The sequence below is a fragment of the Streptomyces sp. NPDC056231 genome, assembly GCF_048270745.1.
Lineage (GTDB): Bacteria > Actinomycetota > Actinomycetes > Streptomycetales > Streptomycetaceae > Streptomyces.
The window spans coordinates 1-26,353 of the sequence record NZ_JBLVKW010000095.1; the positions used below are offsets into that span (position 1 = coordinate 1).

At 68.8% G+C, this 26,353-nt stretch carries 23 protein-coding genes and 3 pseudogenes; 10 read left to right on the forward strand and 16 right to left on the reverse strand.

The genetic code is table 11. The features are described 5' to 3' along the window. Positions 1 to 131 precede the first annotated feature (131 nt). Complete coding sequence (locus ACNPQM_RS38445) at positions 132 to 875, reverse strand: TetR/AcrR family transcriptional regulator (RefSeq protein WP_418087603.1); 744 nt, start codon at positions 873 to 875, stop codon at positions 132 to 134. Between the two features lie 130 nt (positions 876 to 1,005). Here ACNPQM_RS38445 and ACNPQM_RS38450 point away from each other — a divergent pair, with 130 nt between their 5' ends. Continuing rightward, positions 1,006 to 1,455 carry a nitroreductase family deazaflavin-dependent oxidoreductase gene (locus ACNPQM_RS38450; protein ID WP_418087604.1) on the forward strand — a complete coding sequence of 150 codons (450 nt, stop codon included), beginning with the start codon at positions 1,006 to 1,008 and terminating at the stop codon, positions 1,453 to 1,455. 268 nt (positions 1,456 to 1,723) lie between these two features. Here ACNPQM_RS38450 and ACNPQM_RS38455 read toward each other — a convergent pair whose 3' ends face one another. Then, positions 1,724 to 2,938 (reverse strand): geranylgeranyl reductase family protein, encoded by a 1,215-nt coding sequence (locus ACNPQM_RS38455; RefSeq protein WP_418087605.1) that lies wholly within the window; start codon positions 2,936 to 2,938, stop codon positions 1,724 to 1,726. 184 nt (positions 2,939 to 3,122) lie between these two features. Here ACNPQM_RS38455 and ACNPQM_RS38460 point away from each other — a divergent pair, with 184 nt between their 5' ends. After that, the gene (locus ACNPQM_RS38460) at positions 3,123 to 4,487 is read left to right on the forward strand and encodes a dipeptidase (protein ID WP_418087606.1); all 1,365 of its coding nucleotides are present in this window, start codon (positions 3,123 to 3,125) and stop codon (positions 4,485 to 4,487) included. 222 nt (positions 4,488 to 4,709) lie between these two features. Here the strand turns inward: ACNPQM_RS38460 and ACNPQM_RS38465 are convergent, their stop codons facing one another. Further along, positions 4,710 to 7,010, reverse strand: a complete 2,301-nt coding sequence (locus ACNPQM_RS38465) for a discoidin domain-containing protein (protein WP_418087607.1) — start codon at positions 7,008 to 7,010, stop codon at positions 4,710 to 4,712. 361 nt (positions 7,011 to 7,371) lie between these two features. Further along, on the reverse strand, positions 7,372 to 8,178 hold the full coding sequence (locus ACNPQM_RS38470) for a hypothetical protein (RefSeq protein ID WP_418087608.1): 807 nt from the start codon (positions 8,176 to 8,178) through the stop codon (positions 7,372 to 7,374). A 254-nt stretch (positions 8,179 to 8,432) separates the two neighbouring features. Between ACNPQM_RS38470 and ACNPQM_RS38475 the strand changes: the two are divergent. Next, positions 8,433 to 8,729, forward strand: a pseudogene (locus ACNPQM_RS38475) (FAD-dependent oxidoreductase); the annotation flags it as partial. Here ACNPQM_RS38475 and ACNPQM_RS38480 read toward each other — a convergent pair. Next, positions 8,653 to 10,794, reverse strand: a complete 2,142-nt coding sequence (locus ACNPQM_RS38480) for a M48 family metallopeptidase (protein WP_418087609.1) — start codon at positions 10,792 to 10,794, stop codon at positions 8,653 to 8,655. The pseudogene ACNPQM_RS38475 and the gene ACNPQM_RS38480 overlap by 77 nt on opposite strands. Continuing rightward, on the reverse strand, positions 10,791 to 11,270 hold the full coding sequence (locus ACNPQM_RS38485) for a hypothetical protein (RefSeq protein ID WP_418087610.1): 480 nt from the start codon (positions 11,268 to 11,270) through the stop codon (positions 10,791 to 10,793). Before ACNPQM_RS38485 ends, ACNPQM_RS38480 begins: the two co-directional genes overlap by 4 nt. 311 nt (positions 11,271 to 11,581) lie before the next feature. On the opposite strand from ACNPQM_RS38485, the pseudogene ACNPQM_RS38490 reads away from it, so the two are divergent. Then, a pseudogene (locus ACNPQM_RS38490) lies at positions 11,582 to 11,710 on the forward strand (MBL fold metallo-hydrolase); the annotation flags it as partial. Here ACNPQM_RS38490 and ACNPQM_RS38495 read toward each other — a convergent pair. Continuing rightward, positions 11,669 to 12,706, reverse strand: coding sequence for an NUDIX domain-containing protein (locus tag ACNPQM_RS38495; RefSeq protein WP_418087611.1), 1,038 nt, complete (start codon positions 12,704 to 12,706; stop codon positions 11,669 to 11,671). The pseudogene ACNPQM_RS38490 and the gene ACNPQM_RS38495 sit on opposite strands and share 42 nt — an antisense overlap. A gap of 197 nt (positions 12,707 to 12,903) precedes the next feature. Here ACNPQM_RS38495 and ACNPQM_RS38500 point away from each other — a divergent pair, with 197 nt between their 5' ends. Then, positions 12,904 to 13,080 (forward strand): hypothetical protein, encoded by a 177-nt coding sequence (locus tag ACNPQM_RS38500; protein WP_418087612.1) that lies wholly within the window; start codon positions 12,904 to 12,906, stop codon positions 13,078 to 13,080. A gap of 51 nt (positions 13,081 to 13,131) precedes the next feature. Here ACNPQM_RS38500 and ACNPQM_RS38505 read toward each other — a convergent pair whose 3' ends face one another. Then, complete coding sequence (locus ACNPQM_RS38505; protein ID WP_418087620.1) at positions 13,132 to 13,548, reverse strand: PPOX class F420-dependent oxidoreductase; 417 nt, start codon at positions 13,546 to 13,548, stop codon at positions 13,132 to 13,134. A 153-nt stretch (positions 13,549 to 13,701) separates the two neighbouring features. After that, positions 13,702 to 13,899 (reverse strand): annotated as a pseudogene (locus tag ACNPQM_RS38510) (DUF4291 family protein); the annotation flags it as partial. A 291-nt stretch (positions 13,900 to 14,190) separates the two neighbouring features. Here ACNPQM_RS38510 and ACNPQM_RS38515 point away from each other — a divergent pair. After that, complete coding sequence (locus ACNPQM_RS38515) at positions 14,191 to 14,415, forward strand: hypothetical protein (protein WP_037696060.1); 225 nt, start codon at positions 14,191 to 14,193, stop codon at positions 14,413 to 14,415. A gap of 1 nt (position 14,416) precedes the next feature. Here the strand turns inward: ACNPQM_RS38515 and ACNPQM_RS38520 are convergent, their stop codons facing one another. The 5 genes from ACNPQM_RS38520 to ACNPQM_RS38540 all read right to left on the reverse strand — a co-directional run bounded on the left by ACNPQM_RS38520 (position 14,417) and on the right by ACNPQM_RS38540 (position 18,236). Further along, entirely contained in the window at positions 14,417 to 14,683 is a 267-nt protein-coding gene (locus ACNPQM_RS38520) for a hypothetical protein (protein ID WP_418087613.1), read from the reverse strand. Further along, positions 14,631 to 14,957, reverse strand: coding sequence for a DUF1707 SHOCT-like domain-containing protein (locus ACNPQM_RS38525; RefSeq protein ID WP_418087614.1), 327 nt, complete (start codon positions 14,955 to 14,957; stop codon positions 14,631 to 14,633). Before ACNPQM_RS38525 ends, ACNPQM_RS38520 begins: the two co-directional genes overlap by 53 nt. Before the next feature lie 135 nt (positions 14,958 to 15,092). Continuing rightward, the gene (locus ACNPQM_RS38530; RefSeq protein ID WP_418087615.1) at positions 15,093 to 16,019 is read right to left on the reverse strand and encodes a carbohydrate ABC transporter permease; all 927 of its coding nucleotides are present in this window, start codon (positions 16,017 to 16,019) and stop codon (positions 15,093 to 15,095) included. After that, positions 16,016 to 16,930 (reverse strand): carbohydrate ABC transporter permease, encoded by a 915-nt coding sequence (locus tag ACNPQM_RS38535; RefSeq protein WP_358862512.1) that lies wholly within the window; start codon positions 16,928 to 16,930, stop codon positions 16,016 to 16,018. Before ACNPQM_RS38535 ends, ACNPQM_RS38530 begins: the two co-directional genes overlap by 4 nt. Positions 16,931 to 16,946: 16 nt before the next feature. Next, positions 16,947 to 18,236, reverse strand: coding sequence for an ABC transporter substrate-binding protein (locus ACNPQM_RS38540; RefSeq protein ID WP_418087616.1), 1,290 nt, complete (start codon positions 18,234 to 18,236; stop codon positions 16,947 to 16,949). Between the two features lie 296 nt (positions 18,237 to 18,532). On the opposite strand from ACNPQM_RS38540, the gene ACNPQM_RS38545 reads away from it, so the two are divergent. Beyond that, positions 18,533 to 20,545, forward strand: a complete 2,013-nt coding sequence (locus ACNPQM_RS38545) for an NPCBM/NEW2 domain-containing protein (protein ID WP_418087617.1) — start codon at positions 18,533 to 18,535, stop codon at positions 20,543 to 20,545. Positions 20,546 to 20,743: 198 nt separating this feature from the next. Here ACNPQM_RS38545 and ACNPQM_RS38550 read toward each other — a convergent pair whose 3' ends face one another. Continuing rightward, a complete protein-coding gene (locus ACNPQM_RS38550) occupies positions 20,744 to 21,709 on the reverse strand; it encodes an ROK family protein (RefSeq protein WP_418087618.1) in 966 nt (321 codons plus the stop codon). Positions 21,710 to 21,892: 183 nt separating this feature from the next. Here ACNPQM_RS38550 and ACNPQM_RS38555 point away from each other — a divergent pair, with 183 nt between their 5' ends. From ACNPQM_RS38555 to ACNPQM_RS38565, 3 genes are all read left to right on the forward strand, one after another. Next, positions 21,893 to 22,921: a LacI family DNA-binding transcriptional regulator gene (locus ACNPQM_RS38555; RefSeq protein WP_418087621.1), complete on the forward strand. Its 1,029-nt coding sequence runs from the start codon at positions 21,893 to 21,895 to the stop codon at positions 22,919 to 22,921. A 134-nt stretch (positions 22,922 to 23,055) separates the two neighbouring features. Further along, positions 23,056 to 23,730 (forward strand): TetR/AcrR family transcriptional regulator C-terminal domain-containing protein, encoded by a 675-nt coding sequence (locus tag ACNPQM_RS38560; RefSeq protein ID WP_358863319.1) that lies wholly within the window; start codon positions 23,056 to 23,058, stop codon positions 23,728 to 23,730. Positions 23,731 to 23,924: 194 nt separating this feature from the next. Further along, positions 23,925 to 24,767, forward strand: a complete 843-nt coding sequence (locus tag ACNPQM_RS38565; protein ID WP_418087619.1) for an alpha/beta fold hydrolase — start codon at positions 23,925 to 23,927, stop codon at positions 24,765 to 24,767. A 23-nt stretch (positions 24,768 to 24,790) separates the two neighbouring features. Here ACNPQM_RS38565 and ACNPQM_RS38570 read toward each other — a convergent pair whose 3' ends face one another. Then, positions 24,791 to 26,089, reverse strand: a complete 1,299-nt coding sequence (locus ACNPQM_RS38570; protein WP_358863317.1) for a DUF6986 family protein — start codon at positions 26,087 to 26,089, stop codon at positions 24,791 to 24,793. Between the last annotated feature and the right edge of the window lie 264 nt (positions 26,090 to 26,353).

A 26,353-nucleotide genomic window follows, 5' to 3' on the forward strand; every position in this document is an offset into this window, starting at 1 on the left:
GACAAGGCCTGGTGCGTGCGATTCCAAGGCGGCGGGATGTCCTCGTAGCGGAGCTACTAGGGCATTTCGGCAACGCGGGAAGCGTGCGTGCCAGGCCTTGTCCGCCCGATCAGAGGTCACCCGACAGGCTCTCAGGCACCGGCGCTGCTGATGGCCGGGCGGTCGGCCCGGTCGTCGAGCAGTCCGACGTTACGGGCGAGGTCGGCGACCGCGTGCCGGAAGAAGGCTTCACGGGCTTCGACGATCCGGTTGAACTGGCCGAAGATCTCGAAGGAGATCAGCCCCATGAGCTGCGCCCACGCGGCCACGAGAGGGGCCACGGCCGCCGGAGGGAGATCGGGTGTCAGGTCGGCGGCCATCCGCTCGGCCTCGGGCCGCAGTTCGGCGGTGAGAGGCGGCACGGCGAGGCCGTCCGTGCGGTGGGCGTCTTCGACGATCCCGATGAAAACGAGGCCGACGCGGGAGGCGGGGCCGATGGTCGCCTGAGGTGCTGTGTACCCGGGCACGGGCGAGCCGTAGATCAGAGCGTACTCATGGGGGTGGGCGAGGGCCCACTCGCGTACGGCGCAGGCGACCGCGATCCAGCGGGCGAGATGTGCGGCGGGTGCGGGCGGGACGTCGTACGAGGCCCGGTGAGCGGTCTCGGCGGCCTCGCCCACGGCATCGTACGCATCGACGATCAGGGCAGTGAGCAGGTCGTCGCGGCTGGGGAAGTACCGGTACAGCGCGGACGAGACCATGCCCAGCTCGCGTGCGACGGCGCGCAGCGAAAGTTTCGCGGCGCCGTCGGCTGCGAGCTGCTTTCTCGCCTCGTCCTTGATGGCTGCGGTGACTTCGAGACGGGCCCGTTCCCTGGCTCCTCTGATGGTGCTCATGGAGCTCAGTCTGCCACGGATTGGAGCACCGACCAATAAAGAGAGCAGTGCTCTTGCTTTTGAGCGCCGACCTCATGCACACTGATCTCAAGCGAGAGCAGTGCTCACACTTTCCAACGAGGAGAATCTCATGTCCGTGCATGTTCAGAAGCCCGGCTGGTTCACTGTCAACGTCTTCAACCCCACCGTCGCCTGGATCACCCGGCGCGGCATCAGCGTCTGGGGATCGAGAGTCCTGGCCGTCCGCGGCCGCAAGAGCGGCGAGTGGCGCCGCACCCCGGTCAACCTCCTGACCGTGGACGGGCAGCAGTACCTCGTCGCACCGCGTGGCCATGTCCAGTGGACGCACAACATGCGTGCTGCCGGCGGCGGTGAGCTCCACCTCGGCAAGAAGACCGACGTCTTCACCGCCGCCGAGATCGCCGACGACGAGAAGCCGGAACTGCTGCGTGCCTACCTCAAGCGCTGGAAGGCGGAGGTAGGGGTCTTCTTCGCCGGCGTCGGCCCGGATTCGTCCGTCGAGGAGCTGCGCCGCATCGCCCCCGACCACCCCGTCTTCCGCATCACCATCACATCCTGACCCGGACCGGCACAGCACTGCCTGTGCCCCTGCCGGGCAGGGGTCGACGGCTCCAACAGATCACCCGTCGCAGCCGGGCCGTGCCGGCCACCGGGGTTCGACGGGTTCGCCCCCGGCGGGCACGACGCTGCCTGTCGATACATCAGCCGACGCACGGGACGGCGAGGCCCGAACCACCCGCTACGACGGGACCGCCACCGCCCGTCGGCCCGGACTCCGGCTGACCGGCGTCTTGGTCCGGCCAGCGTGTCGAGCACCGAGGAGCGGCCTAACGGTCCATCGCCGACAGAGCCCGCTGTGCCAGCGGGTGGGTACGGACCAGCTCGGCCAGCGAGGTCGTCCCGCGGGTGACCCCGGCGAACGCCTTCCAGGCCGGGCGGAATCCGGTCAGCACGGCGTGCAGAATTCCCGGGCGGCGCTCGAACAGCTTCAGCATGCGCCGACCGACACCCATCTCGACACCCAGCCCGGCCTTGATGGCGAAGGCGTAGTTGAGCGCCTGACGGCGGGCGTCCACCGCGTCGTGCGATTCCGCGATCCGGACCGCCCACTCACCGGCGAGCCGCCCGGAGCGCAGTGCGAACGAGATGCCTTCGCGGGTCCACGGCTCCAGCAGCCCCGCCGCGTCGCCGCAGACGAGCACCCGCCCGCGGGACAGCGGGGAATCGTCGCTGCGGCAGCGGGTGAGATGACCGGAGGAGATCCTCGGCTCGAACCCGGCGAGACCGAGCCGGGCGATGAAGTCCTCCAGATACCGCTTGGTCCCTGCGCCGTCACCACGCGCCGAGATCACACCGACGGTCAGGGTGTCACCCTTCGGGAAGACCCACCCGTAACTGCCGGGCATCGGACCCCAGTCGATCAGCACCCGCCCGGCCCAGTCCTCCGCGACGGTGGCGGGGACCGGGATCTCCGACTCCAGGCCCAGGTCCACCTGGTCGAGCTTGACACCGACATGGGCACCTATACGTCCTGCGCTGCCGTCGGCGCCGACGACCGCGCGGGCCAGGACGGTCTCGCCGCCGGCGAGCACCACGGCGACCGTGCGCCGGTCCGGCACCGACGCGCCGTGCTGCTCCACCCGGGTCACCGACGCTCCGGTGCGGAGTTCGGCGCCCGCCTTCTGCGCCTCCTCGACCAGACCCGCGTCGAACTCGGGCCGGTTGATGAGCCCGAAGAGCATCCGCTTGGAGCGGCGGGTCCGCGCCAGCCTGCCGTTGAGCGAGAACGTCACCGCGTGGATCCTGTCCTGCAAGGGCAGTTCGAATCCGGGCGGCAGCGCATCACGGGAGTACCCGATGATGCCGCCGCCACAGGTCTTGTAGCGGGGCAATTCCGCCTTCTCCAGCAGCAACACCCGCCGCCCGGCGACCGCCGCCGCATATGCCGCAGAGGCTCCGGCCGGTCCGGCGCCGACTACGACGACATCCCACACGGACGACTCTTCAAGCTCATGTCCGGCGTCTGCGTTCTCGCTGCTCACGATGTGCTTCTGCTCCCGATCCCGACCAGTGGCCCAAGCTGCTCACGGCATCCTACGGCGCCTTGCGACCGGTCCCCGCTGTGGGAGGATCGACCGAACGTTCGCCCTGCATGCAGCGCCGCACACGCGACGCTCATGCAGACGGATTCGTACACATAACGTCGCACCCACGAGGAGCGTGCCCATGACCGCCCATCCGATTTCCGAGACCATTGCCTCGCTGATGCCCCGTGCCAAGGCGGAGCTGACCGAGCTGGTGGCCTTCCAGTCGGTGGCGGATCCCGCGCAGTTCCCGAAGAGCGAGTGCGAGGCGGCCGCAGCCTGGGTCGCCGACGCACTGCGCGCCGAGGACTTCCAGGACGTCGCCCTGCTCGACACCCCCGACGGCACCCAGTCGGTCTACGGCTTCCTGCCCGGCCCGGCCGGTGCCCCGACCGTGCTGCTCTACGCGCACTACGACGTACAGCCGCCGCTCGACGAGTCGGCCTGGATCTCCCCGCCGTTCGAACTGACGGAGCGCGAGGGCCGCTGGTTCGGCCGCGGCGCGGCCGACTGCAAGGGCGGCTTCATCATGCATCTCCTCGCCCTGCGTGCTCTGAAGGCGAACGGCGGCGTCCCGGTCTCCGTCAAGGTGATCGCCGAGGGTTCGGAGGAGCAGGGCACCGGCGGTCTGGAGCGGTACGCCGAGGCGCACCCCGAGCTGCTGGCCGCCGACACCATCGTCATCGGCGACACCGGCAACTTCCGGGTCGGTCTGCCGACGGTCACCGCGACACTGCGCGGCATGACCATGCTGCGGGTCACCCTCGACACCCTCGAAGGGAACCTGCACTCCGGGCAGTTCGGCGGCGCCGCCCCCGACGCGCTGGCCGCAATGATCCAGCTGCTGGCGTCGCTGCGCGCCGAGGACGGCACCACGACCGTCGACGGGCTCACCACGGACGCCGAGTGGGACGGGCTGCAGTACCCGGAGTCCGACTTCCGCAAGGACGCGAAGGTCCTCGACGGTGTGGCGCTGATCGGCACGGGTACCGTCGCCGACCGCATCTGGGCCCGGCCCGCCGTCACCGTCATCGGGATCGACTGCCCGCCGGTGGTCGGCGCGACGCCGTCGCTGCAGGCGAGCGCGCGGGCGCAGGTCAGCCTGCGGGTGCCGCCGGGCCAGGACGCGGCCGAGGCGACGACGCTGCTGACCGCCCATCTGAAGGCGCACGCCCCGTGGGGGGCGAGGGTCTCGGTGGAGCAGGTCGGCCAGGGCCAGGCGTTCCACGCCGACACCTCCAGCCCGGCGTACACGTCGATGGCGCAGGCCATGGAGGCCGCTTACCCCGGCGAGAAGATGCAGACATCCGGAATGGGCGGCTCGATCCCGCTCTGCAACACCCTCGCCGCGCTCTACCCGGAGGCGGAGATCCTGCTGATCGGCCTGAGCGAGCCGGAGGCACAGATCCACGCGGTGAACGAGAGCGTGTCGCCCGAGGAGCTGGAGCGGCTGTCGGTCGCCGAGGCACTGTTCCTGCAGAAATACGCGGAATCCAAGCGCTCCTGACCGCGCATCACCTGTTCCGGGGCAGGCTGCACCTCCCGTACGCGGGAGGTGCAGCCATGTCCTTCGCCAGGGCTGTGCCGTCGGGAGATCCGTGCCGGTCGCGCGGGCGACGCCACGACCGGCGCGGGTCCCTCATGTTCTCCTGGGGCGTGTTTCGAAAGTCCCGCCTGCCGGACAACGTTACTTTCGAAACACGCCCTGGCCCCGGTGCCCCCTGGCGGATTACGCGGGGTCGGGCTCCGGGCTCATGGAACGGACCTCCAGGCGCCAGAGCGAGTAGCCCCAGCCGGACGTCCGCTTGATGCCCTGCATGCGTACGTACCGCGCGGTCACCGGAGCGAAGGTGAGCTCCTCCACGCGGGCGCCGGCCGGCTTTCCCCGAACCGAAGCCACCGTCTTCCAGCTGGCGGCGTCGTCGGAGACCTGAATGTCGTAGTCACGACCGGAGGCCGTCTCCCAGTCGAGCAGGACACGCTGCACGGTCTGCGGGGAACCGAGGTCGACCTGGATCCATTCACCGTCGCGGTAGTCACTGGCCCACCGCGTCTTGCCGTCGCCGTCGGTGGCGTTCTCCGGTCCCAGGCTCGCCACTTCGGACGAGGACGCCGTCGTCGGCCGGTACAGTGCCAGGTCCGGCACCTCGAAGACGCGCATGCTCCACAGGGCGTATCCGTTCTGCTTCGTGCCCGCCTGCGTGCCGACGAGCCGTACATGCCGTGCCGTGACCGGATCGAACGTCAGAGTGTCGGCTCCCGCGGCCTCGCGGCCGGTACGGCTCGCGACGGTGGTCCAGCTCTCGCCGTCCCGTGACACCTGGATCTCGTAGTCGCGCCCATGGGCGGGCGCCCAGTCCAGCTCGACCTTGCTGATCGCCACCGGCTTGCCGAGGTTGACCCGCAGCCATGCCTCGTCTCCCGGACCGCTGGCCCATTGGGTGGTGCGGACCCCGTCGAAGGCCGCGGCCGGCTCACCGGCGGAGGCAGTCGCTTCCTTGCCCAGGCTGACCTCTCCCGACGCCGACGCGGCAAGCGTCGTGGAGACCTTTGTCAGCCCGGTGCCCACACCGAGCTTGCGGACCGTGTCGAGGAAGGTGCTGTACGGCACGCCTGCCTTGCTCCCGCTCCACATCTTCTGCGCCAGCGTGCCGAACGTGGGCTCGACCAGCTGGTGCACGTCCAGCTCCGAGTAGGCGGCCTCGGTCAGGTCGTTCCATACCGCCGACATGGCTCCGAGCAGCTGCGGGTCACGGGGAGCCACGCTCTGTCCGTCGGGGAAGACATGCGGCTCCCACTGGTCGTAGAGGTACTTACCGTCCAGCCCATGGCCGTGGTAGTAGCCCGCGAACGGGACGATGTAGAGCAGGGCGTCATTGGTGTTGATGAAGGAGTAGCCGTCCCGCTTGAGCGCCTGCGGCCCGTACCAGCCGTTGTTCCAGCTGTTCATGGTCACGTCGCGGTCGTAGCCGGCGGCGCTGCCCGCCATGACCGACAGGCTGCCCCAGGCCCGCGGCTGCTTGCCGAGCTCGCGGATATGGGCGGCCATCTCGTTGAAGTAGACCTTGTAGCGGGGCTTGTCCACGGTGTACTCGTCGGCGCCGAAGTGCACGTCCGGACTGCGGAACCAGGGCACGAACTCGTCGAACACCGACTTCATGAACGTGGTGGTCTCCGGCTTGGACAGATCGAGGTGGTCGGACTGGCCGTTGTTGAGGCCGAGCGACGGGCGGAACTGGATGAACGCCAGCGAGTGGGCGGGGGCGTCGATCTCGGGGATGATCGTGACGCCGTTCGCCGCGGCGGTGTTCTCGAAGGAGTCCCAGTCGGCACGGTCGTAGGACCCGTCCTGGGAAGCCAGCCCGGCCAGCTCGGGGTTGTCGGTCTTGAGCCGGAAGCCGGCCTGGACCTCGCTCCAGGGCTTGTCGCCCTTGAAACCGTTGTCGTTGAGGTGCAGTTGCAGCTGGTTGAGTTTGAACCATCCCATCACTCGCAGGTAGTCGCGGATGTAGTCGGCGGTGAAGAACCGCCGACCGACGTCCAGCGAGAACCCGCGAACCTTGTAATTGGGCCAGTCCACGGCCGTGCCCACGGGGACGGAGTCGCGGCCGTCGTCGAGCAGCAGGATCTGCAGAAGGCTGCGGGTGCCGTAGTAGACACCCTTCGCGGTCGGCGCGGCGATCGTCACGTTGCGATCGGTGGCCGTGAAGGTGTAACCCTCCTCGGCGAACCGGACGCCCCCTGTCGCATCCTCAAGGGAGGGATCGATCGACAGGACGATGTCGCCGTCCTGCGGGATACGGGGGGACACGTCCAGCTTGTGCCCTGTCACCTGTTCGATCTCGGTGGCCAGTTGCGCGCCCTGGTCGTCGAGTTCGTCGGCCTGCTTCTTGGCCAGCACGATCCGGCTGTTCTTGCGCAGTTCGAACGAGCCCGTGCCGCCGTCCCATTGCTGAAGAGCGGGCACCACGGCGGGCCGGGCGTTGACCTCGGTGGTCGCGGGGACGGGTTCGGCACCTGCTGATGGCACTGCCAGGAGGGGCACGAACAATCCGAGCGCTATCGCTCTGACCAGTCGAGCAGCATGTCTGTTTATGCGCACTCCAACCTCCGTTCGAGCGGAATTGAAGAAGGTATACCCGAGCTTGCGGCCGAGGTCTAGACCACTTGGTCTAGACCTCGGCTGGCAACACGCCTTCAGCACGATCGCGTTCAGCCATCACGACGACGCCACCGCCCACCTCACCGAAGAGGATGAAGGAGCCTGACGGCGCTACTCCCCGGCGAACACGCACGGTGACCACAAGCCCTCAACAACCGAAGAAGCGCGGCCTCCGATTACGAGAGGTCGCAAGTTTCAAGCCCCTGAAGCCGATCGCCCACGAGGTGCATCACCATCCGCCATCGAAGAAGGCCAGGAGTGCCGGCGCCGGGTCTGCTGCCGTGGTCGTGTTCGCCACAACGACGACCATCACGACCAGCGACAACAACGCCGACAAAGCGCCGAACGACCCCAGCACGCGCCTCGTCCGCCTGTCGGACGACCCCGTTCTCGCAAACCTCTTCCACAAAACCACGCTCATGGCGATGAGGACGACCGCCACGATCGCACCGACCACAGCCAGCGCCACGTGGTATCGCGAGAAGTTGCTGGTCATCACCTCGAGAGCGGGCGGAGATTGGTCACCCCTACTCAGGGAGTCAGTCAGTCGCTGCCTGACTTGATCGAGCGTATCGGCGAGCTGTCCGTCGGTTGCGCTCACCCGCAGCATCGGCAACAACGAGGCGAACGGCGCTGCTGCACCCTGGACGTTGGCCATCACCGTGATCAACGAGAGCAGCGCAAGCATGGCGACCAGTACACCGGCCGACGCGAGGACGGCTCTCCTTCCCGCCCCGAGTCCGCCAGCCCTCAAGAATGCCTTCCAGAGAAGAACTCCGAGCGCCACGAGCACGATCAGCAAAGTCGCAGCGATGACCGCCTTGGCCACGTGGTAACGGAACCAGTAATCGACAACTCTCTCCAAGCCCGGGGGGAAATCCCGGCCGCCGGATCTCCAATAGCCGACGAACGCTTCGCGGAACGCTTCCTCGAGGGTGCGGTTGTCGGCGAGGCCGCCGCCCGAACCGCTCGCCGCCAGCGTGCTCGGGGCGACGACGAAGGCTGCGACGAGGGCCACAGCGAGGGCGGCGAGCACAGCGACTGCGCGACCGGAGACACCTGCGGATCGCGGCGGGGCTACGGGGCTGTGCAAGGAGATTCCTTCGGGTCGATGGAGTGTGTCGACGGCGCGCCGACCTGCAGGTCATTCGCTTGAGGAGTCTGGTGCGGCAGGGTCATGGTCGAGGCGCGGTTCCGCCACTCACCATTGCCCACCAGTGGTCGCCGGTCACTGGGGTACGCCGCCCACTTGGAGGTGGGGCCTGCCCCACCTCTCGGGGCAGGGCGGCGCAACGCCTCACCGAGAGCTCACCATCCTCGGATCGGCGGGCTGCTGCCCTGGCCGCTTGCGCCTTTGACGATCCCGTCGTCATGCGAGCCCAGGTACGCCATCTCCTGCAACCAGCCGACGACGCCTACGGCACCGACGAAGTGGACCGAGCCGTCACCGCCTGGCCGGCCGCCCACCCAGACTTCTCGCCAACGCACGACGGCCCGACGCCCGAGCCCACTAGGGCGCGGTCAGGTCCGGGCCCGGTGCCGCCGTGCGCCGGGGCAGGAGGCGGCCGCGCGGGATCGCCGATGTGAACAGGGTGCCGAGGACGGCGCCCTCGATCCCGACGCCCAGTTGGGAACTCCACAGGCCCGTTCGCATCGGCAGCGACAGCAGCAGGCCCGCTGCCAGTGAGGTGGCCACCGCCCACACCATGCCGCGGGTCCTGGCCAGCCCACCGGCCAGCGTCCCGGCTGCCGCGGCCACCGTGATCGGGTTGAGGAAGTACGGGGACGCCAGCACATCGAGGCCGCGCTGGTGTGCCCACCAGGTATAGGCGGGCGGCAGCAGGACCGCCGTCAGCGCGGTCGCACCCAGCACCGGGACGAGGGCGCGCCGCGCCTGCCGCTCCGGCGGGTCCTGCACCACCACGTACCCGGCCAGCCGCCGCCCGCGTATCGCTCCGGCCAGCGGCACCCCCAGCAATACCGCAAGCAGCGTGAGCAGCCACCACGGGGAGAGCAGCCGCGTCATATACACGTACTGCGTCCACACCGCGGCGTGCAGCGGGCCGGGCAGGGCGGCCAGGCGCTCGTCCATGAACTGGCCGACCTCGGTCTGCCACTGGAGCCCGAAGACGGTGCCCGCCTCCGCGACCACCGCCCCCGCCACCACGAGACCGACCCCCGCGAGGGTGGCGAACGGCCGCCGTGCCAGATCCACCGCACGTGCCCAGGAGTCACCGAGGTACTGGCACCACATGGTGAACAGCAGCGCGAGCAGCGCCACCACCAGCCAGCCGGAGGCCTGCGAGGAGAGGCGCACCCCCGGCAGCAGCAGATGGTCGACGACCGCACTGGGCGCAAGCGCGAAGCCTGCCAGCACCCCGAGGCCCACCCCCAGCCGGAACGGCACCGGCGACGGCGCCCCCGCCCGATGCCCCAGCCGGTGCAGCGAGGCGCGGACCGCAGTCAGCAGCAGCACCAGTACCAGCAGCAGGGTGATCAGCCCGGGCGGCCACCAGCCGCTGATGCCGCCGCCCTGCCGTACCTGTGCAGTGACCGAGGAGACCGGGTCCCAGGCGGCCGGCAGGCAGAAACCGATGACGAAGGCGAATCCGAAACCCTGGTGCATCAGCAGCGCCTGGTCGGCCAGGCAGGCCCGGCGCTGTGCGAACGTCGGATGGGTGCGGGTGATCTTCGCCCACCAACCGCGCACCGACCGCCGGGGGCGGCCGCCAGACGCGGCCGAGGCGAGGTCGAAGGCGTGCAGCAGCGGCTGCGCCGTCCCCATCCACTCCACGACCCGGGCGTCGGCCCGGAACTCCCTGGTCCGCAGGATGACGGAGCGGGCGGCGAGCAAGACCGCACCGACCGCGGCCGAGTCGAACAGCGCCAGCCCGGAGTACGAGGTGCCGCCTGGCAGGAAGAGCAGTCCGACCAGGTCCCCGAATATCCGGGGGAACAGCATCAGCACGAAGTAGCAGCGCAGCAGCCCGAGGGTGACGAGGGTGATGTCGACGTCGCGGTTGCGCAGATGGGCCAGTTCATGGAGGACGACGGCGCGGAAGGCGGCACGGTCTGAGGTGTCCCCGTCGAGGAGGCGGATCAGGCCGCGGCTGAGGATGATCCGCCGGTGGCCGGCGCGGCCGAAGGTGACGCCGTTCACCCCGGCATCGAGGAAGTCCACCAGGAAGGTGGCCTCGCGGACCTGTTCGACACCGGCGGCCAGGCGGGCGGTCTCCGCGTGCAGGGCGGGGAAGCGCGCCGCGTCCAGCGGCCGCACCCCGCGGCGACGCGCGCGGCGGGCGGACCGGAACCGGTAGTGCCAGGCGGTCGCCACGGCGAGGATCACATACGACACGAGGATGCCCTGCGAGGTGCGGTCGTCACCGGAGTCGCACTGCTGCCGACCGGGGTGGGACCGCATGAAGTCGCCCGTCCCGCCGGCCTCCCGTACCGCTTTGCGGACACAGTCGTTGAGGTCGAGGGCGACCCGGTCACCGGCGATGAAGTCGGCGTAGCCGGGGTGCAGGACCGACAGGAACGACAGCACCGCGCAGATCAGCAGCACGAACGCGACGAGTGTCCCCGAGGGCAGCAGCCGGCGCGGCGGCGGCACCGTCTCCAGGGGCGATGCACCACTCCCGGTGGCCGTCATGCACTGGGCCGGTCGGCCGCCCTCAGATGGTCCCGGACCGCTTCCGCGAGCAACTCGGAGCGGTCCGGTGGCAGACCGAGGAGGACGGCGCTACGTCCTGCGGCGGCGCCCAACTCGGCGATCCGCTCCTCGGTGAGTGCGGGCGGCGACGCCTGCCCGACGGGATCGGGCGCCGCCGGATCCGCACTACGGCTACGGGTCAGCAGCCGCCGGAGCCGGGCCACCAGACCACTGCCGACCGTCTCGCTCATCATCTTCAGCACCTCGGTGGCGACCCCGCAGGCGATGCCGGTGACGACCAGTTCGGCGGCGCCGCCGAAGGCCAGCGGATCCTCCTTGGGGCGCCGCCCGCCGTGGCGGCGCGCACGGCGGGGCAGGCTCGCTGCGGTCTCGTCGAAGTAGGGCAGCTCCTCGGGGGCGATCCGCGCCACGATGGCCCGCCCCAACGCGAGATCCGCGGCCTCGGGCTGTTCCACGACCGGTCTCCCTCCTTGACGGGGCGTCAAAGGAGCAGCAATGTAACGTGAAACGGCCTTGTGCACAGGGTAACTTCAGGGCGCATTCACGCAACCTTCGCATGAGGCAAGTCACTTGACGTGCATCGAATACGGTTTGGCCCACTCCGAACTCCGCCTCGGTCCCGCTGTTCCAGGGCAGACCGAAGTGCTCGGTGAACTTGCCGGGCAGGGGCGCGGCCGACCCGACCGGTGAGCGACCGCCATCGCCGCTCATCCCGTCGGCGATACGGACCGCGCCGTCGATGAGTTCGGAGGCCCTGGTCTCGTTGCGGCAGCGGGCGGCGCCGGACCCGTCCACGGTCTGCTTCGGGCACGGTGATCCCCTCACTACCGACGCCGACGCCGTGCTGCGGGCGTCAGCCGACCGGGACTCCGGCCTCCAGGTTGAGCACGGTTGACCGCTCGCGGGCCCGCAGCGCCCAGCGGAGCCGCTCGTACCGGTGCGGCGGCAGCATTGTTGCGGCCTCCGCCTCCGTGACGAACCGCCAGCCGCGCAGTTCGGAACCGGGCAGCAGCAGCCGTTCGGCGTCCTGACAGTGCAGCAGCCCGCCGTCGAAGAGCAGCCTCAGCCCTCCGTACCCGGGCGGGTACGGCGGCTCCCAGTCGACGACGAGCAGGCTGGGAATCCGGTCGAGCTGAATCCCTATCTCCTCGGCCACTTCCCGTATCCCGGCCTGTGCCGGTGCCTCGCCGGGCTCCACCACCCCACCGGGAAACTCCCAGCCGGGCTTGTACGTGGGGTCGACGAGCAGGACCCGGTCGTGTTCGTCGAAGAGCAGCACCCCGGCAGCGAGGGTCTCCGCAGTCGGTGCGGGCGTCTGCACGATCTCGCACACGCCGGCATCTCCGTTACGTACCGCGTCGGCGATGCGCTCGGCCGTTTCGTGCGGAGTCAGCGTGCTGGTGTCGATGGTGTGCGCATCCACGGTGATCCAGCCGAGCGCGGTCCGGTAGGGCTCGATGTGTTCGTACGCCCACTGCCGTACCCGCTCGCCGGCTTCCGGGTCGTCCGGTACTTCCTCACGGTCCGCGATCCGCTGCCGCAGGATCGTTTCCTCAGGTGAGAGCAGTACATGCCGCACCGGAATGCGTCTGGACGCGAGCCCTCCGAATATCTCGTCGCGGTACTCCTGTCGCAACAGCGTCATCGGCACCACGAGTACCCCGGGCACCTCGACGAGCAGAGCGGCAGCCGTGTCCACCACCAAACGTCGCCAGATCGGCAGGTCCTGGTAGTCGCTCACCTCGGCAAGCCTCTTCTGGGGCAGCAGGTCCCGCAGCCCTCCGCCGATCAGTTCGGGGTCGTAGACGGTGCTGTTCGGGATCAGATCGATCAGTTCGCGCGCGGCGCTCGTCTTGCCCGCGCCAAACGCACCGTTGATCCAGATGATCACGGTTCCCCCTCTTCCGTAGCCCCCTGTGGCTTGCCCGCAACACCCTGCCGCGAAAACCCGGCTGTGGCGATGTTGTTGCACGAAAGCCAGCGCCGGACGCCCGTCGGCAGGCGTCCCACCGAACAAGTCAGGTGCCCGAGCGGCCGTAACGGGAACGGCGGGGCGTCGTTGGAGCCGACGAGGCAAGGGGGTGCACGGTGCAGCGCACAGTACTGGAGCGGTTTCCCGCGGGAGGTCCGCGAGGCAGCTGGCCTGCGGAGGAGTTCGCGGCTGCGCGCCGGGGCGAGGGTGTGGCGGCCGAGGTCGTGATGGATCTGAAGGAGGACGCGTTCCTGGTGGTCGTGCCGCAGCAGGGTGCGGAGCGGGGCCAGTGACTCCGCCCCGCGTCCGCCGCCACGGCCTACGGCCGGAATCCGGCCGTCGCGTCAGAGCCTGCCGGTGACCTTGACGGGGGAGACCCGTACGACAACCCGCTGACCGTCGTTCTTCGAGGCCGGATTGAACGTTGCGTAGTCCTGACCGGTGTACTTATGCGCCAGCTCGTTCAACAGCTCATGCGTGCTGTCGGGCGTGACGGTGGCGGTACCACGGATCTCCGCATAGGTGTACGGGTTCTCGGGCGGGCTGATCAGCAGGGTGACGCGCGGGTCGCGGGCAGCATTCTTCCCCTGCAGCCGGTCCACGGTCGTGGAGAACAGCAGGTCGTCTCCGTCGCGGGTGATCCAGACAACGGTCAGGTGCGGCCGCCCGTCCGGCAGGACGGTGGCTACAGTGGCGAAGGCCTTCGAGTCGTCGAGGTACTTCTTCAGATCGTCGGAGAGCTCGGCTGCCACAGTCGTCATCCTTCGTTCGAGGTCGAGGTCGGGGTCGTGGGTGGTTCGGTACCCCTCGGGTTCAATGGGGTCAACTCCCTTCACCGCAGCAGAAATTCCGACAGCGACCTGTTCACGTGTCGATGTGCAGGATTTCTCGGGCGGCTGGTGGACGCGCTCCGACGGGAGCAGTCGCTGGGCTTTCGGGGCCTGCCCTCCCGGCACAAGTCCCGCCCTCTTGATGGCCTGTGGGGTGAGGTCGGTGGGGTCGACGACCCATTCGTCGACGAAGGTCCGGATCAGCCCGCAGCCGATTTCCACCTGGATGCTGCAGCGGTGGAGCGCCACTCCTCGAAGGGAGCGCTCGGGATGGCGGGCGATGCGCTCGGCGGCCTTACGAGCAGGAACCGCCTCTCACGTTCGATGCGTGCGTACGTCCCCTCATGGACGTACTCCCCCGTGCGCGACACCGCTCTTCGACCAAGGCGAATCCGAGAGCGCCGGACCGCACAACAGCCGGCATACCTACTCCCAGGCCCACCGCCGCCGGCTACGGAACGTCGGCCGAAGGACGGGGCAACCGGCCCACCGCCTGTACCCCCGGTCCTCGGGCACCACACATCCGGACCAGCCAGATGCGCGCCGACCGGCATCACGCGCCACCCTGGAACCATGGCGACTCCACCTATCATCGTTCACGCCCCCACACCGTCCGGCGCCAGGCTCGTGACCGTGCACATCAACGGCCGCGACGAAAGGCTCGGGCTGGCGCACAGCGACCACGACATCATTGTGTTTCTCGCCGACGCCGGCATGGCGGACCCGGAGCGGGCCCTTGACACTCCCGCCCTGGTGGAATGGCAGGGCGCCGCAGCGCACCAGTACGAGGCCACCTGATTCAGGGTGTGTCCCCCTGCCAGTCCCACTTCTGTGAATCGTCCGCCCGCGGCCCGTATTCAGACCTGCCACCCGGGCCGTGCATGCCGATCTCGGTCATCAGTGCGGCCCCGGCGGCGAGTGCCACCTTCGACCAGCCCGTCACGTCGAGGAGCAGCCCGTCGAGCGGGCCGCCGACCAGCTCTCGATAAGCATGCCCGGGCTGCGGGCCCGGATCAGGATCGTCGTGGTCGGCGCCGTACACCCGCCGTCGCATGATTTCGTCCATGCAGGCAGCATCGCAGCCACCACTGACACTGCCCACGTCTCACGGCGGCGCCGGTACGAGCAGTGGCCCAGTGGAACCCGGCAAGGTCGCCGGTGGTGCGGGCGGACAACGCAGCGTCCAAGCGCTCGTCCAGCTCGGCCGCGGCGAGCCGGCCGTCGCCTGCGGCGATCTGCAGGATCTCCACGACCTGGTCTCGGTCCCGGTCGGATGCCCGCAGCTCAGGCGTCGTGCCGTGCCCGGAAGAGTCACCAGCTGACCTTGGTTCACCCGTCATGCCCGCATTCTGATTGACCGCCCAGGGTGCCGCAACGTCGTTGATCGCAACTGCGAGAGAGGCTGTCGGCGCACACGTGAACCGGGAGCAGCTCGTACGGCTGGTGTCGGCGTTGCATGGTTGCCCGGGCCGGAACTATCCCTTGCTCGATCCCAGGGTGAGCCCCGCTATGAAGTGCCGCTGCAGCAGCAGGAAGACCACGAGCGTCGGCAGGGCGACGATCACCGAGCCCGCGGCGAGGAGGTTGTAGTCCGTGAAGAACTGCCCGCGCAGGTTGTTGAGGGCGGAGGTGATGGGCAGTTTGTCGCCGTCGGAGACGAAGACCAGGGCCCAGAGGAAGTCGTTGTACATCCAGGTGAATTGAAGCGTGCCGAGCGCGGCGAGGGCCGGGCGGCACAGCGGCAGCGTGATCCGCCAGTACTGCGTCCAGACGCCCGCGCCGTCGACGACGGCGGCTTCCAGGATCTCCTGCGGCAGGGTGCGCATGAAGTTGGCGAGGACGAAGACGCAGAACCCGAGCTGAAAGCCGATCTGGACGACGACGACTGCCCAATACGAGTCGTACATCGTCATCGAGTCGGACATCCAGTACGGCAGCGGAATGCGGTTGAACACCACGTACAGCGGAGTCACGATCACCTGCTGGGGCAACAGGTTCCCGGCCGTGAAGAGCATCAGCAGCACGATCCCGCCGCGCATCTTCAGCCGGGCCAGGGCGAAGGCCACGAACGAGGCGAGGAAGAGGGTGACAAGCACCCCCGGGACGGCGATGATCATGGTGTTGACGAAGTACTTCGTCATCCCGGAGTCGGCAAAGGCCTGCCGGTAGTAGTCGAACGACAGATGCCTCGGCAGCGAGAAGTAGCCGTACTGGGAGGTCTCGTCGTACGGCCGCAGGGAGGCGTACACCGCCAGCAGCAGCGGCGCGAGGAAGGCGAGCGAGACCGCCATCAGGAAGGCGTGCACGCCGAGCCGGCCCGGGCGGAGACCGCGGCGCACCGCAGCGGGTGGCGGGGGCGCGGGCTGTGCGGCGGGGCGGGCTGGGGCGGTGTCGACGGTCATCGGTTCTTCTCCCCTCGGAGCTCCTGGACCAGGTATGTCACGACGAATCCGAGGGAAACGGTGAGCAGGACCACGGCGATGGCGGATCCGAAGCCGACACGGCTCGCCTCACCGATGATGTTGTCGGTGACGAGCACCGAGAGCAGTTCGAGTCCGTTGCGGCCGTGATTGACGGCGTACACGATGTCGAAGGCGCGCAGGGACTCGATGACGGTGATGACGCCGACGATGACGTTGACCGGCCGCAGCGTGGGGAAGACGATACGGAAGAAGGTCTGGGCCTCGTTCGCCCCGTCGATGGCGGCCGCTTCCTTCAGCGACGGATCGACGGCCTTGAGCCCGGCAAGGTAGAGGATCATCACATAGCCGGTGTGCCGCCACGCCGCGGCGAGCAGGACCATCCAGATGTTGAGGTCCGGGTCGCCGAGCCAGTCGGTCGGCGACGCGGTGTCCCCGATGATCGCGTTGAGAGCCCCCTGGTCGCGGGAGAAGATCAGCTGCGCGATGAAGCCGACCACGGCGAGCGACAGCACGACCGGCATGTACAGCGTCGACTGGTAGAAGCGGCTGAACCGCACGCCGCGGTCGATGAGTACGGCGAGGAACAGCCCGAACGGCGCGGCGACGAGCCCGAGGAAGGCCAGCCAGAGCAGGTTGTGCCGGGCAGCGGGCCAGAACTGCGGGTAATTGGTGAAGAGGTTCTCGTAATTCTGCGTACCGACCCACTTGATGTCGCCGATGCCGTCCCAGCTGGTGAAGGAGAGCACGATCGAGGCAAGGGTCGGGCCCCACACAATGGCGATGTCGAGCAGGACGGGTATGCCGAGCAGCAGACCGATAACGGCGAGGTCGCGACCGGAGAATCGCCGCGGGCCCCGCCGTTCGGTGCGCCGCTCCGAGAGGAACGACACAGTCGGTACTCCAGATTCAGTCGGAGGTGAAGATGGTCTTCTTCTGCCGCTCGATGTCGTTGACCAGCCCGTCCACATCGTTCGGGTTGCTGATGAACTTCTGGATGGCCGGAATCATGACGGTCGAGGCGAAGTCCGGCCGGGTGTCGCGGTCCAGGAACTGGGAAATCTGCTTGGCACCGGAGACGAGCTCCACGGCCTTCTTCTGCAGCGCCGAGTACTGGGAGATGTCCGCCTGATCGTTGACGGCGACGTTGTTGGGGTCGCTCTTGAGGTAGATGTCCTCGGCCTTGCCGGTGGCCAGCCACTTCACGAGGTCCTTGGCGCTCTCCAGCGTCTTCTTGTTCTTGAGGTTCTTCGACTTCTTCGCCAGCAGGAACCCGTCGATCGGTGCCTCGACTGCGTCCTGGCCGTGCTCCGGATTGATGACCGGGAACGGGAAGAAGTCGATGTCCTCCTGTTCGCCCTTGGGGAACTGGGCTCCGGGGTGCGGCAGCCCGAAGACCGCCATGCCGGCTTCCTTCTTCTGCAGGCTGGTGGCGGCCTCCTGCCAGGTGCGGCCGTTGGCGCCCTGCTGGCAGTAGGGAAGGAGCCGGCGCCAGGTGTCGAAGACGTCCTTGACGCGCTTGTCCGTCCAGGCTTCCTCGCCGGCCATCAGGCTCTTGTGGAAGTCATAGCCATTGGTCCGCATGTTGATGTAGTCGAAGGTGCCCATCGCGGGCCAGCCGTCCTTGTCGCAGAACGCGATGGGGTCGAGCTTGTCCTTCTTCATCTGCTTGGCGAGCGCCACGTACTCGTCGAGGGTCTTGGGCGCCTGGTAGCCGCGCTCGGCAAAGAGACTCTTCCGGTGGAAGACGGCCCACGGGTAGTAGTAGTACGGCGTGAGGTACTGCTTACCGTCCTCACCGGTGGACTGGGCCTTCAGCGCGGACGAGAACCCCTCGTAGTGCTGCCAGTTGTCGCTGATGTCGTGCAACAGCCCCTTCTTGGCGAAGAACTGCATCCGGTAGCCGGCGAACCACATGAACACGTCGTCCGGATTGCCCTGCAGGTATTTGTTGATGTTCTCCTGGAAGGTGTTGTGGTCAACGGTGTTGACCGCGATCTTCCGCCCTCCGGACTGCGCCTCGTACGCCTTGAACGCGTCTGCGAAGGCCTTCTTGGGAATGGGGTCGGACGAATTCGACCCCATGTGGATCGTCTTGCCGTCACCACCGGGGCCACTGCTGCATGCCGTGAGCAGCGAGGGAAGCGTGATCGCGCCCGCGCCAACCGCCGCACCACGCAACAGACTCCGTCGAGACATCCGATGTCCTGCCACGCTGCCAGGCGTGCTTGCCCTGTCGAACGACGAGTGCATCATGCCCCCTCCTCCGGGATGCAATCCACCACAACCGAACGTGCGATTGGATCCCACCCCCAAGTCAGAGTGTCGTCAAGGGTTTTGACGAGATACCGAACAACCTTTACCGCACCCCTTCCAACAGACTCCAACACGCCTTAACGTAATCGCGCGCCCCTGACGTGCGCATGATGTCATCCGATCTGACACGAGCGTGGAGGAACGTAACGATGCGTCATCTTCCAACCCGTAAGAGCCGCATGAGCGGCAGAACGGCCATCGGAGCGCTGACCGCTGGTCTGCTCTGCGCAGCGGGCGCAACCGCTCCCGCCATCGCGGACTCACCGACGACAGCGGCTGCCGCAGCGGTCAGCACTCAGTCCGACGACGGGCTCGCACTCACCCCGCCGATGGGATTCAACAACTGGAACTCGACCCACTGCCGGGCCGAGTTCAACGAGGCGATGGTCAAGGGAATCGCCGACATCTTCGTCGAGAAGGGCCTCAAGGCAGCCGGCTACCAGTACGTCAACCTCGACGACTGCTGGGCGAAGCCACAGCGCAACGCGGACGGGAAGCTGGAGGCCGACCCGGTGCGCTTCCCGCACGGCATCAAGGCCGTCGCGGACTACATCCACTCCAAGGGGCTCAAGCTCGGCATCTACACCAGCGCGGGCACGAAGACGTGCGACAGCGTCGGCCTGCCGGGAGCACTCGGCCATGAGTACAGCGATGCGCAGCAGTTCGCGGACTGGGGCGTCGACTACCTCAAGTACGACAACTGCAACAACCAGGGCGTCGACGCGAAGAAGCGCTATACGATGATGCGCGACGCACTGGAGGCCACCGGCCGTCCCATCGTCTACAGCATTTGCGAGTGGGGCACGAACAAGCCCTGGGAGTGGGCTGCGGACGTCGGCCATCTCTGGCGCACGACGGGTGACATCAACGACAGCTGGGGCAGCATGCTGTCGATCATGAAGCAGAACCTGCCACTCGCCGCCGCCGCGGGACCGGGGCACTGGAACGACCCCGACATGCTCGAAGTCGGCAACGGCGGAATGACGGACACCGAGTACCGCACCCACTTCTCCATGTGGTCCGTGATGGCGGCGCCGCTGCTCATCGGCTCCGATCTGCGCAAGGCGACTCCGGAGACCTTCGAGATCCTCTCGAACCAGGAGGTCATCGCGGTCGATCAGGACCCGCTGGGAAAGCAGGGCACTGTGGTCTCCTCCACCGGCGGGCGCTGGGTCGTCGCCAAGGAGATGAAGGACGGCAGCAGGGTCGTGGCGCTCTTCAACGAGACCGGGTCCGCGCAGCACATCTCGACGACCGCGAAGGAGGCGGGCCTGCCGGAGGCCGACGCGTACACGACGCGCGACCTGTGGCAGCACACGACGTACAACACGGCGGGCGGCATCTCCGCGACCGTCCCGGCGCACGGCACGGTACTGCTGAGGGTCGCCGCCGACAGCAAGTGGGCCGCCTACCCGCCGGCCGTGGAACTCGGTCTGACCGGCAGCCCGTTGGTGGAGGCCGGCCGCAACGCCCAGCTGACGACGACGGTCACCGATCTGGGCCGTACGCCTGCCAAGAGCGTCTCCGCGGCACTCACCGGTCCGTCGGGCTGGCAGATCAAGGCGCTGTCGCCGACCGGCACCGATGTCGTGCCCACCGGCCGTGCGCTGACCACACGCTGGCAGGTGACGCCTCCCGCGGACACAGCCACCGGTACGTACGATCTGAAGCTCAGCACCCAGTACCAGTCACCGACCGGGACGCGCGTGCGGTCGTCGGTGCCGTTCCAGACGCATGTGGTGGTGGCGCCTCCCGCCGGCAGCAGCTATCTGAGCGATCTGCCGCAGCTTTCCGCGTCCAACGGCTGGGGTCCGGTCGAGAGGGACACCAGCAACGGTGAGAGCAAGGCCGGCGACGGCAAGCCGCTGACCATCGGCGGCACCGTCTTCGCGAAGGGACTCGGGGTACACGCGGACAGCGCCGTCGAGTTCTACACGGGTGGTGCGTGCAGCGCCGTGACCGCCCAGGTCGGAGTCGACGACGAGACGGGGGCCAATGGCACGGTGTCGTTCGAGATCTGGGCGGACGGCACGAAGGTGGCATCGACCGGAGTCCTGACCAACGCGATGGCCGCGCAGCCGATCACCGCGGATGTGAGCGGCGCGCAGGTGGTACGTCTGGTGGTCACCGACGGCGGGGACGGGATCGACTACGACCACGCCGACTGGGCGGACCTGCGGATCGAGTGCTGAGTCCGGCACGGGTGCCGGGCGCCATAGAAGGAATGCCCGCCCGGTAGGAGGGCCGGGCGGGCCCTGAGTACGGACCTGGAGCCGCTTTCCGAACAGTGCCGGGCAGGGGCGCGGCCACCGGGCACGTCCGGCTTCCGAACCTGGTTCGGCTGCCGGACGGGACGGGGCGCCGCGCACCGCCCGGCAGCCGGACCCTGTTCAGCCGCTCAGTGCGGCCGCGGCCGCCGCCCCGCCCGGCCCGACCGCCGAGGCGGCGGCCGCGGCACCCACCAGGCCCGCGTCCGTACCCATCACCGCGGGTGCCACCGTGAGCTGTTGGACGAACGAGAGTGTGGCGTAGCTGCGCAGAGCACGGCGCAGCGGAGCGAAGAGGATGTCGCCCGCACCGGCCACTCCCCCGCCGATCACGGCGATGTCGATCTCGACCAGCGTTGCGGTGGCGGCGATTCCGGCGGCCAGCGCCTGCGCGGCGCGCTCGAAGGAGGCGACCGCCACCGGATGTCCGGCCCGCGCGGCGGCGGCCACGGCGGCCGCCGTGGCGTCGCCGTCCGGGCCGGGCTGCCACCCGCCCTGCAGGGCGCGGCGGGCGATGTTCGGCCCGCTGGCGATCCGTTCCACACAGCCACGCGAACCGCACGGACACGGGTCGCCGTCCAGATCAACACTGATATGGCCGATGTGACCGGCGTTGCCGGTGGGCCCCGGGTGCAGCTTGCCTCCGAGGACGAGACCGCCGCCGACCCCTGTCGACACGACCAGGCACAGCGCATTGTCGTAGCCTCGGGCCGCACCGAGCCAGTGCTCGGCCGCGGTCATCGCGACCCCGTCACCGACCAGCGCCACGGGGAGCCCCCCGGCGGCCTTCCGTGCCCGGTCCACCAGCGGGAAGTCGCGCCAGCCGGGAACGTTGACGGGGCTGACCGTCCCCGCCGAGGCATCCACCGGACCTGCGCTGCCGATTCCGACGGCGGTCGCCCGGCCCCACAGCGGCGAGGCGGTCAGCTCGGCCAGCACGTCCGTCACCGCGCCCATCACCGTCTCGCCGCTCTCCCGGGCGGGCGTCGGCCGCTGCGCCCGCACGAGGAGCGTGCCGTTGCCGTCCACCAGAGCGCCGGCGATCTTGGTACCGCCGATGTCGAGCGCGGCGACGAGGTCGGATTGCATCGGTGTGGGCTCCGGATGAGTGAGGAGGCGGGGACCTGCGGCTTCAGTGAATAGTCTGCATAGTCTCTATTCAGTTGACAACGTTGTCCAGGGCCTATGCTCGACGACACAGCCTTCGGCACCTCCGCGGCACCCGTCTGCGACCGGCCGGACAGCCCGCACCCGACGACAGGACAGCGCATCGTGGCAGAGACCGCCCGTCACTCCGAGCCCCGCTACGGCAACCGGCCGACCATGAAGGATGTCGCCGCCCGGGCCGGAGTGGGCCTCAAGACGGTCTCCCGCGTGGTCAACAGCGAACCGGGGGTCACACCGGACACCGAGCGCCGGGTCCAGGAGGCGATCGATGCGCTCGGCTTCCGCCGCAACGACAGCGCGCGCGTGCTCCGCAAGGGCCGTACCGCCTCCATCGGCCTGGTACTGGAGGATCTCGCCGACCCGTTCTACGGGCCGCTGAGCCGCGCCGTCGAGGAAGTCGCCCGCGCCCACGGCGCCCTGCTCATCAACGGGTCGAGCGCCGAGGACCCGGAGCGCGAGCAGGAGCTCGTGCTTGCGCTCTGCGCCCGCCGGGTGGACGGGCTGATCGTGATTCCGGCCGGTGACGACCACCGCTACCTGGAGCCGGAGATAAAGGCGGGCATCGCCACCGTCTTCGTGGACCGCCCTGCGGGCCGGATCGACGCCGACATCGTCCTTTCCGACAGTTTCGGCGGCGCCAGGCAAGGTGTCGCCCATCTGATCGCGCACGGACACCGCAGGATCGGCTTCATCGGTGACCAGCCGCGTATCCACACGGCCACCGAGCGTCTGCGCGGTTATCACGCCGCGATGACGGACGCCGGGATCGCCGTCGAGGACTCCTGGGTCTCCCTCGGCTCCACCGACCCGGCGCGGGTCAGGGCGGCCGCCGAGGCAATGCTCTCGGGCTCCGAACCGGTCACCGCGATCTTCGCGGGCAACAACCGGGTGACGGTCACCGCGGTGCGCGTGCTGGCGGAGCGGGAGCGTTCGGTCGCCCTGGTCGGCTTCGACGACATCGAACTGGCCGACCTGCTGGGCATCACGGTCATCTCCCAGGACGCCGCGGCCGTGGGCCGGACGGCGGCCGAGCATCTCTTCCGCCGACTGGACGGCGCGGACGACGCCCCGGCGCGGGTGGAGCTGCCGACGTCCCTCATCGCCCGCGGCTCGGGCGAACTGCCGCCCGCCTGAGCCGGGGCTTCGACCTAGTCTGCTTCGACTTGCACTAAGTTCAACCAGCTGTCGAGAAGGACGATGGACCGCGACTTGAACACCGCGCAAGTCCCTGCTTGAACTTTGTGCAAGGGACTGCGTACCGTGAGTCCATGCCGCGCGACACGCTCACCCGTAACCAGATCGTCCGCACCGCCGTCGAGCTCCTGGACACCGACGGCCTCGAGGGCCTGAACATGCGCGCCCTGGGCAAACGGCTCGACTCCGCCGCCACGGCCGTGTACTGGCATGTGAAGAACAAGGACAATCTCGTTCTGCTCGCCACCGACCAGGTGTGGGGCGAGCTCAAGCTGCCCGATCTGGGCGCGGTCGACTGGCGCACCGCGGCCTCCGCCATGGCCACGGACCTGTACGGGATGTTCATCCGGCACCCCTGGCTGGTGCAGGTCTTCGCCGCACACGTCGTCTACGGCGACGGCAAGGCCCGCCACGACGACCACAGCCTGGCCGTCTATGAGGCCGCCGGCTTCACCGGCGCCCAGGCCGACCAGGCTGCGGCCAGCGTCTTCACCTACGTTCTCGGCAACGCGGCCGGCATCGCCGCGACCGCCTCACTCACCCGGAAACACAACGAGGAACCCACCACCGCCGAAGAGCAGTTCCAAGAGGCCATGACCAAGGCGCGGGAGATCGCCATGCGTTACCCGCGCCTGCGCGCCCGACTGGAAACCCAGGCGGCGGCGGAATACGCAGCCGCCCCCGACAAGACCTTCGAGTTCGGCCTCCAAGCCCTGCTCGACGGCCTGGAGCAGGAACTTGCCGCATAGTCCGGCCTGATCCTCAACGGCCAAGTCGGTCAGCGGCGCTCGCAATGGCCCGCTCCGGGCGCGCCCTCCTGTCACAGGTCACTGGAGCTCGGACCACAGTTTTCGAAGGTCGGCAGACAACGGCGAGCTCAAGTGATCAACGCATCACCGCCGTCCGCTTGCTGTGTCTGTCGTACGGTCATCAAGATGACCCCGTGCCTGCTTTCACCGCTCCCGACGGAACCGAGCTCGCCTATCACCTCGTGGGTGAGGGTGAGCCGGTGCTCGTCCTGCCCGGTGGCCCCATGCGCGCCTCCGCCTACCTCGGCGATCTGGGCGGCCTGGCGAGTCGGCGCCAACTGGTCATGCTCGACCTGCGGGGCACCGGCGGCTCAGGCATCCCCGCCGACCCGGCCACCTACCGCGTCGACCGGCAGGTGGCCGATGTGGAAGCGTTCCGCGATCACCTCGGTCTGGACCGTGTGGATGTTCTGGCTCATTCCGCGGGCGGCGATCTCGCTGTCCTCCACGCGGCCCGGCATCCCCGGTGCATCCGGACCCTCACGCTGATCACCGCCCGTGCGCGTGCCCTCGGTGTCGACTTCACCGAGGAGCATCGCCGCGAGGCCGCCGCGCTGCGCAGGGCCGAGCCGTGGTTCGAGGCTGCGCACGACGCGTACGAGGCCGTCTGGGCAGGCTCCGCCACCGACGCCGACTGGGATGCCATTGCCCCGTTCTTCTACGGCCGTTGGGACACCGCCGCTCAGGCGCACGCCGCAGCCGACGTCGAGCAGAGCAACTACGAGGCCGCAGACATCTACGCGTCCCCCGATGCCTTCGCCCCTGCCGCGGCCCGCGACGCCGTTGCCGCACTGGACGCCCGGGTCCTGGTCCTTGCGGGCGAGCTGGACAGCGGGCCGCTCCCTCGCGTCGCGGCCACCGTCGCAGGGTTGTTCCCCAACGCCGAACTGACCGTCCAGCCGGGCGCAGGCCACTTCCCGTGGCTCGACGATCCCGTCCGCTTCAGCGGGACCGTCGAGACCTTCCTGCGGGGCTGACGGCACGGGCCGGGGCCCGAGACCTACGGCGCCGTCACTGTCAGTCCTGCGCGCCGGGGCGAGGCGAACGCGTCGAGGTCCGCCCGTGTCAGCCCCGTCAGGCGGGCGACCTCGGCAGTGTCGAGTGCGCCGCAGTCGATGCCGCGCAGCAGGTATCCGCTGAGGGCCTTGGCGGTGGCGGGCTCGTCCATGACGTCGCCGCCGGCCTTGGCGACATACGCGGCGAGCCGGGCGGCGGCCTGTTCCAGGCCCTCGCGATAGAAGGTGTAGACGGCCGCATAACGGGTCGGCAGGTGGCCGGGGTGCATGTCCCAGCCCTGGTAGTAGGCGCGGGCCAGCGCACGGCGGGTGAGCCCGTAGTGGAGCCGCCACGCCTCGTGGACCTGGTGGGTGGGGCCGACCGGGAGGACGTTGGTCGAGCCGTCGCAGACACGTACGCCGGTACCCGCGGCGGCCACCTGCATGACCGCCTTGGCGTGGTCGGCGGCCGGATGGTCACTGGCCTGGTAAGCGGCGCTGACGCCGACGCAGGCACTGTAGTCGAAGGTGCCGTAGTGCAGGCCGGTCGCGCGGCCCCCCGCGGCATCGATCATGCGGGCCACGGCGGCGGTGCCGTCGGCGGCGAGGATGGACTGGCTGGTCTCGATCTGGATCTCGAAGCCGAGCCGGCCCGACGGCAGGCCGTGGGCCTGCTCGAAGGCGTCGAGGAGCCGCACGAAGGCGGTGACCTGTTCGGGGTACGTCACCTTGGGAAGGGTGAGCACCAGGCCCTCGGGGAGCCCGCCCGCCCGCATCAGACCGGTGAGGAAAATGTCCGTGGTACGCATGCCCCGGTCGCGAACGGCGGCCTCCATGCACTTCATCCGGATGCCCATGTACGGCGCGGCCGTGCCGTTCCGGTACGCCTCCGAGACCAGCCGCGCGGCGCGGGCGGCAGCCTCGTCCTCCTCGGCGTCGGGGCGGGGGCCGTAACCGTCCTCGAAGTCGATGCGCAGGTCTTCGACGGGCTCGCGCTCCAGCTTGGCGCGGACCCGGTCGTGGACGGGCGCGGCGAGCTCCTCCGGGATGCCGAGGACTGCGGCGAACGAGGCCGCGTCGGGGGCATGCTCGTCGAGGGCGCGGAGCGCCTGGTCGCCCCAGGAGCGGATGGTGTCTGTGGTAAAGGTGTCGCCGGGGACGTAGACCGTGTGCACGGGCTGGCGGGTGCCGGGGTCTCCCGGGTAGCGGCGGGCGAGCTCGGCGTCCACCGCGGTGAGGGAGGCACTGATCTCCTCGCTGACGGCACCGGCGAGGCTCGTTGCCACCTTCTCCTGCTGACCCATGTCCACACCCTCCACAGCGTCACTGTTTCCGTTTAACGGAATCAACAATCCGTATGGTGAAGTTATAAGGCCACCGGACCTGCGTCAATGGTGATCAGAAACGGTCCGGGGCCGCGCGGTGAGAACACCACGCGGCCCCGGACCATCGAGAAGGGGTACAGCCCCGGCAGATCAGCCCTTGCGGGAGGTGACTTCTTCGGTGAGCTGGGGGACGACCTGGAAGAGGTCGCCGACGATGCCGTAGTCGACGAGGTCGAAGATCGG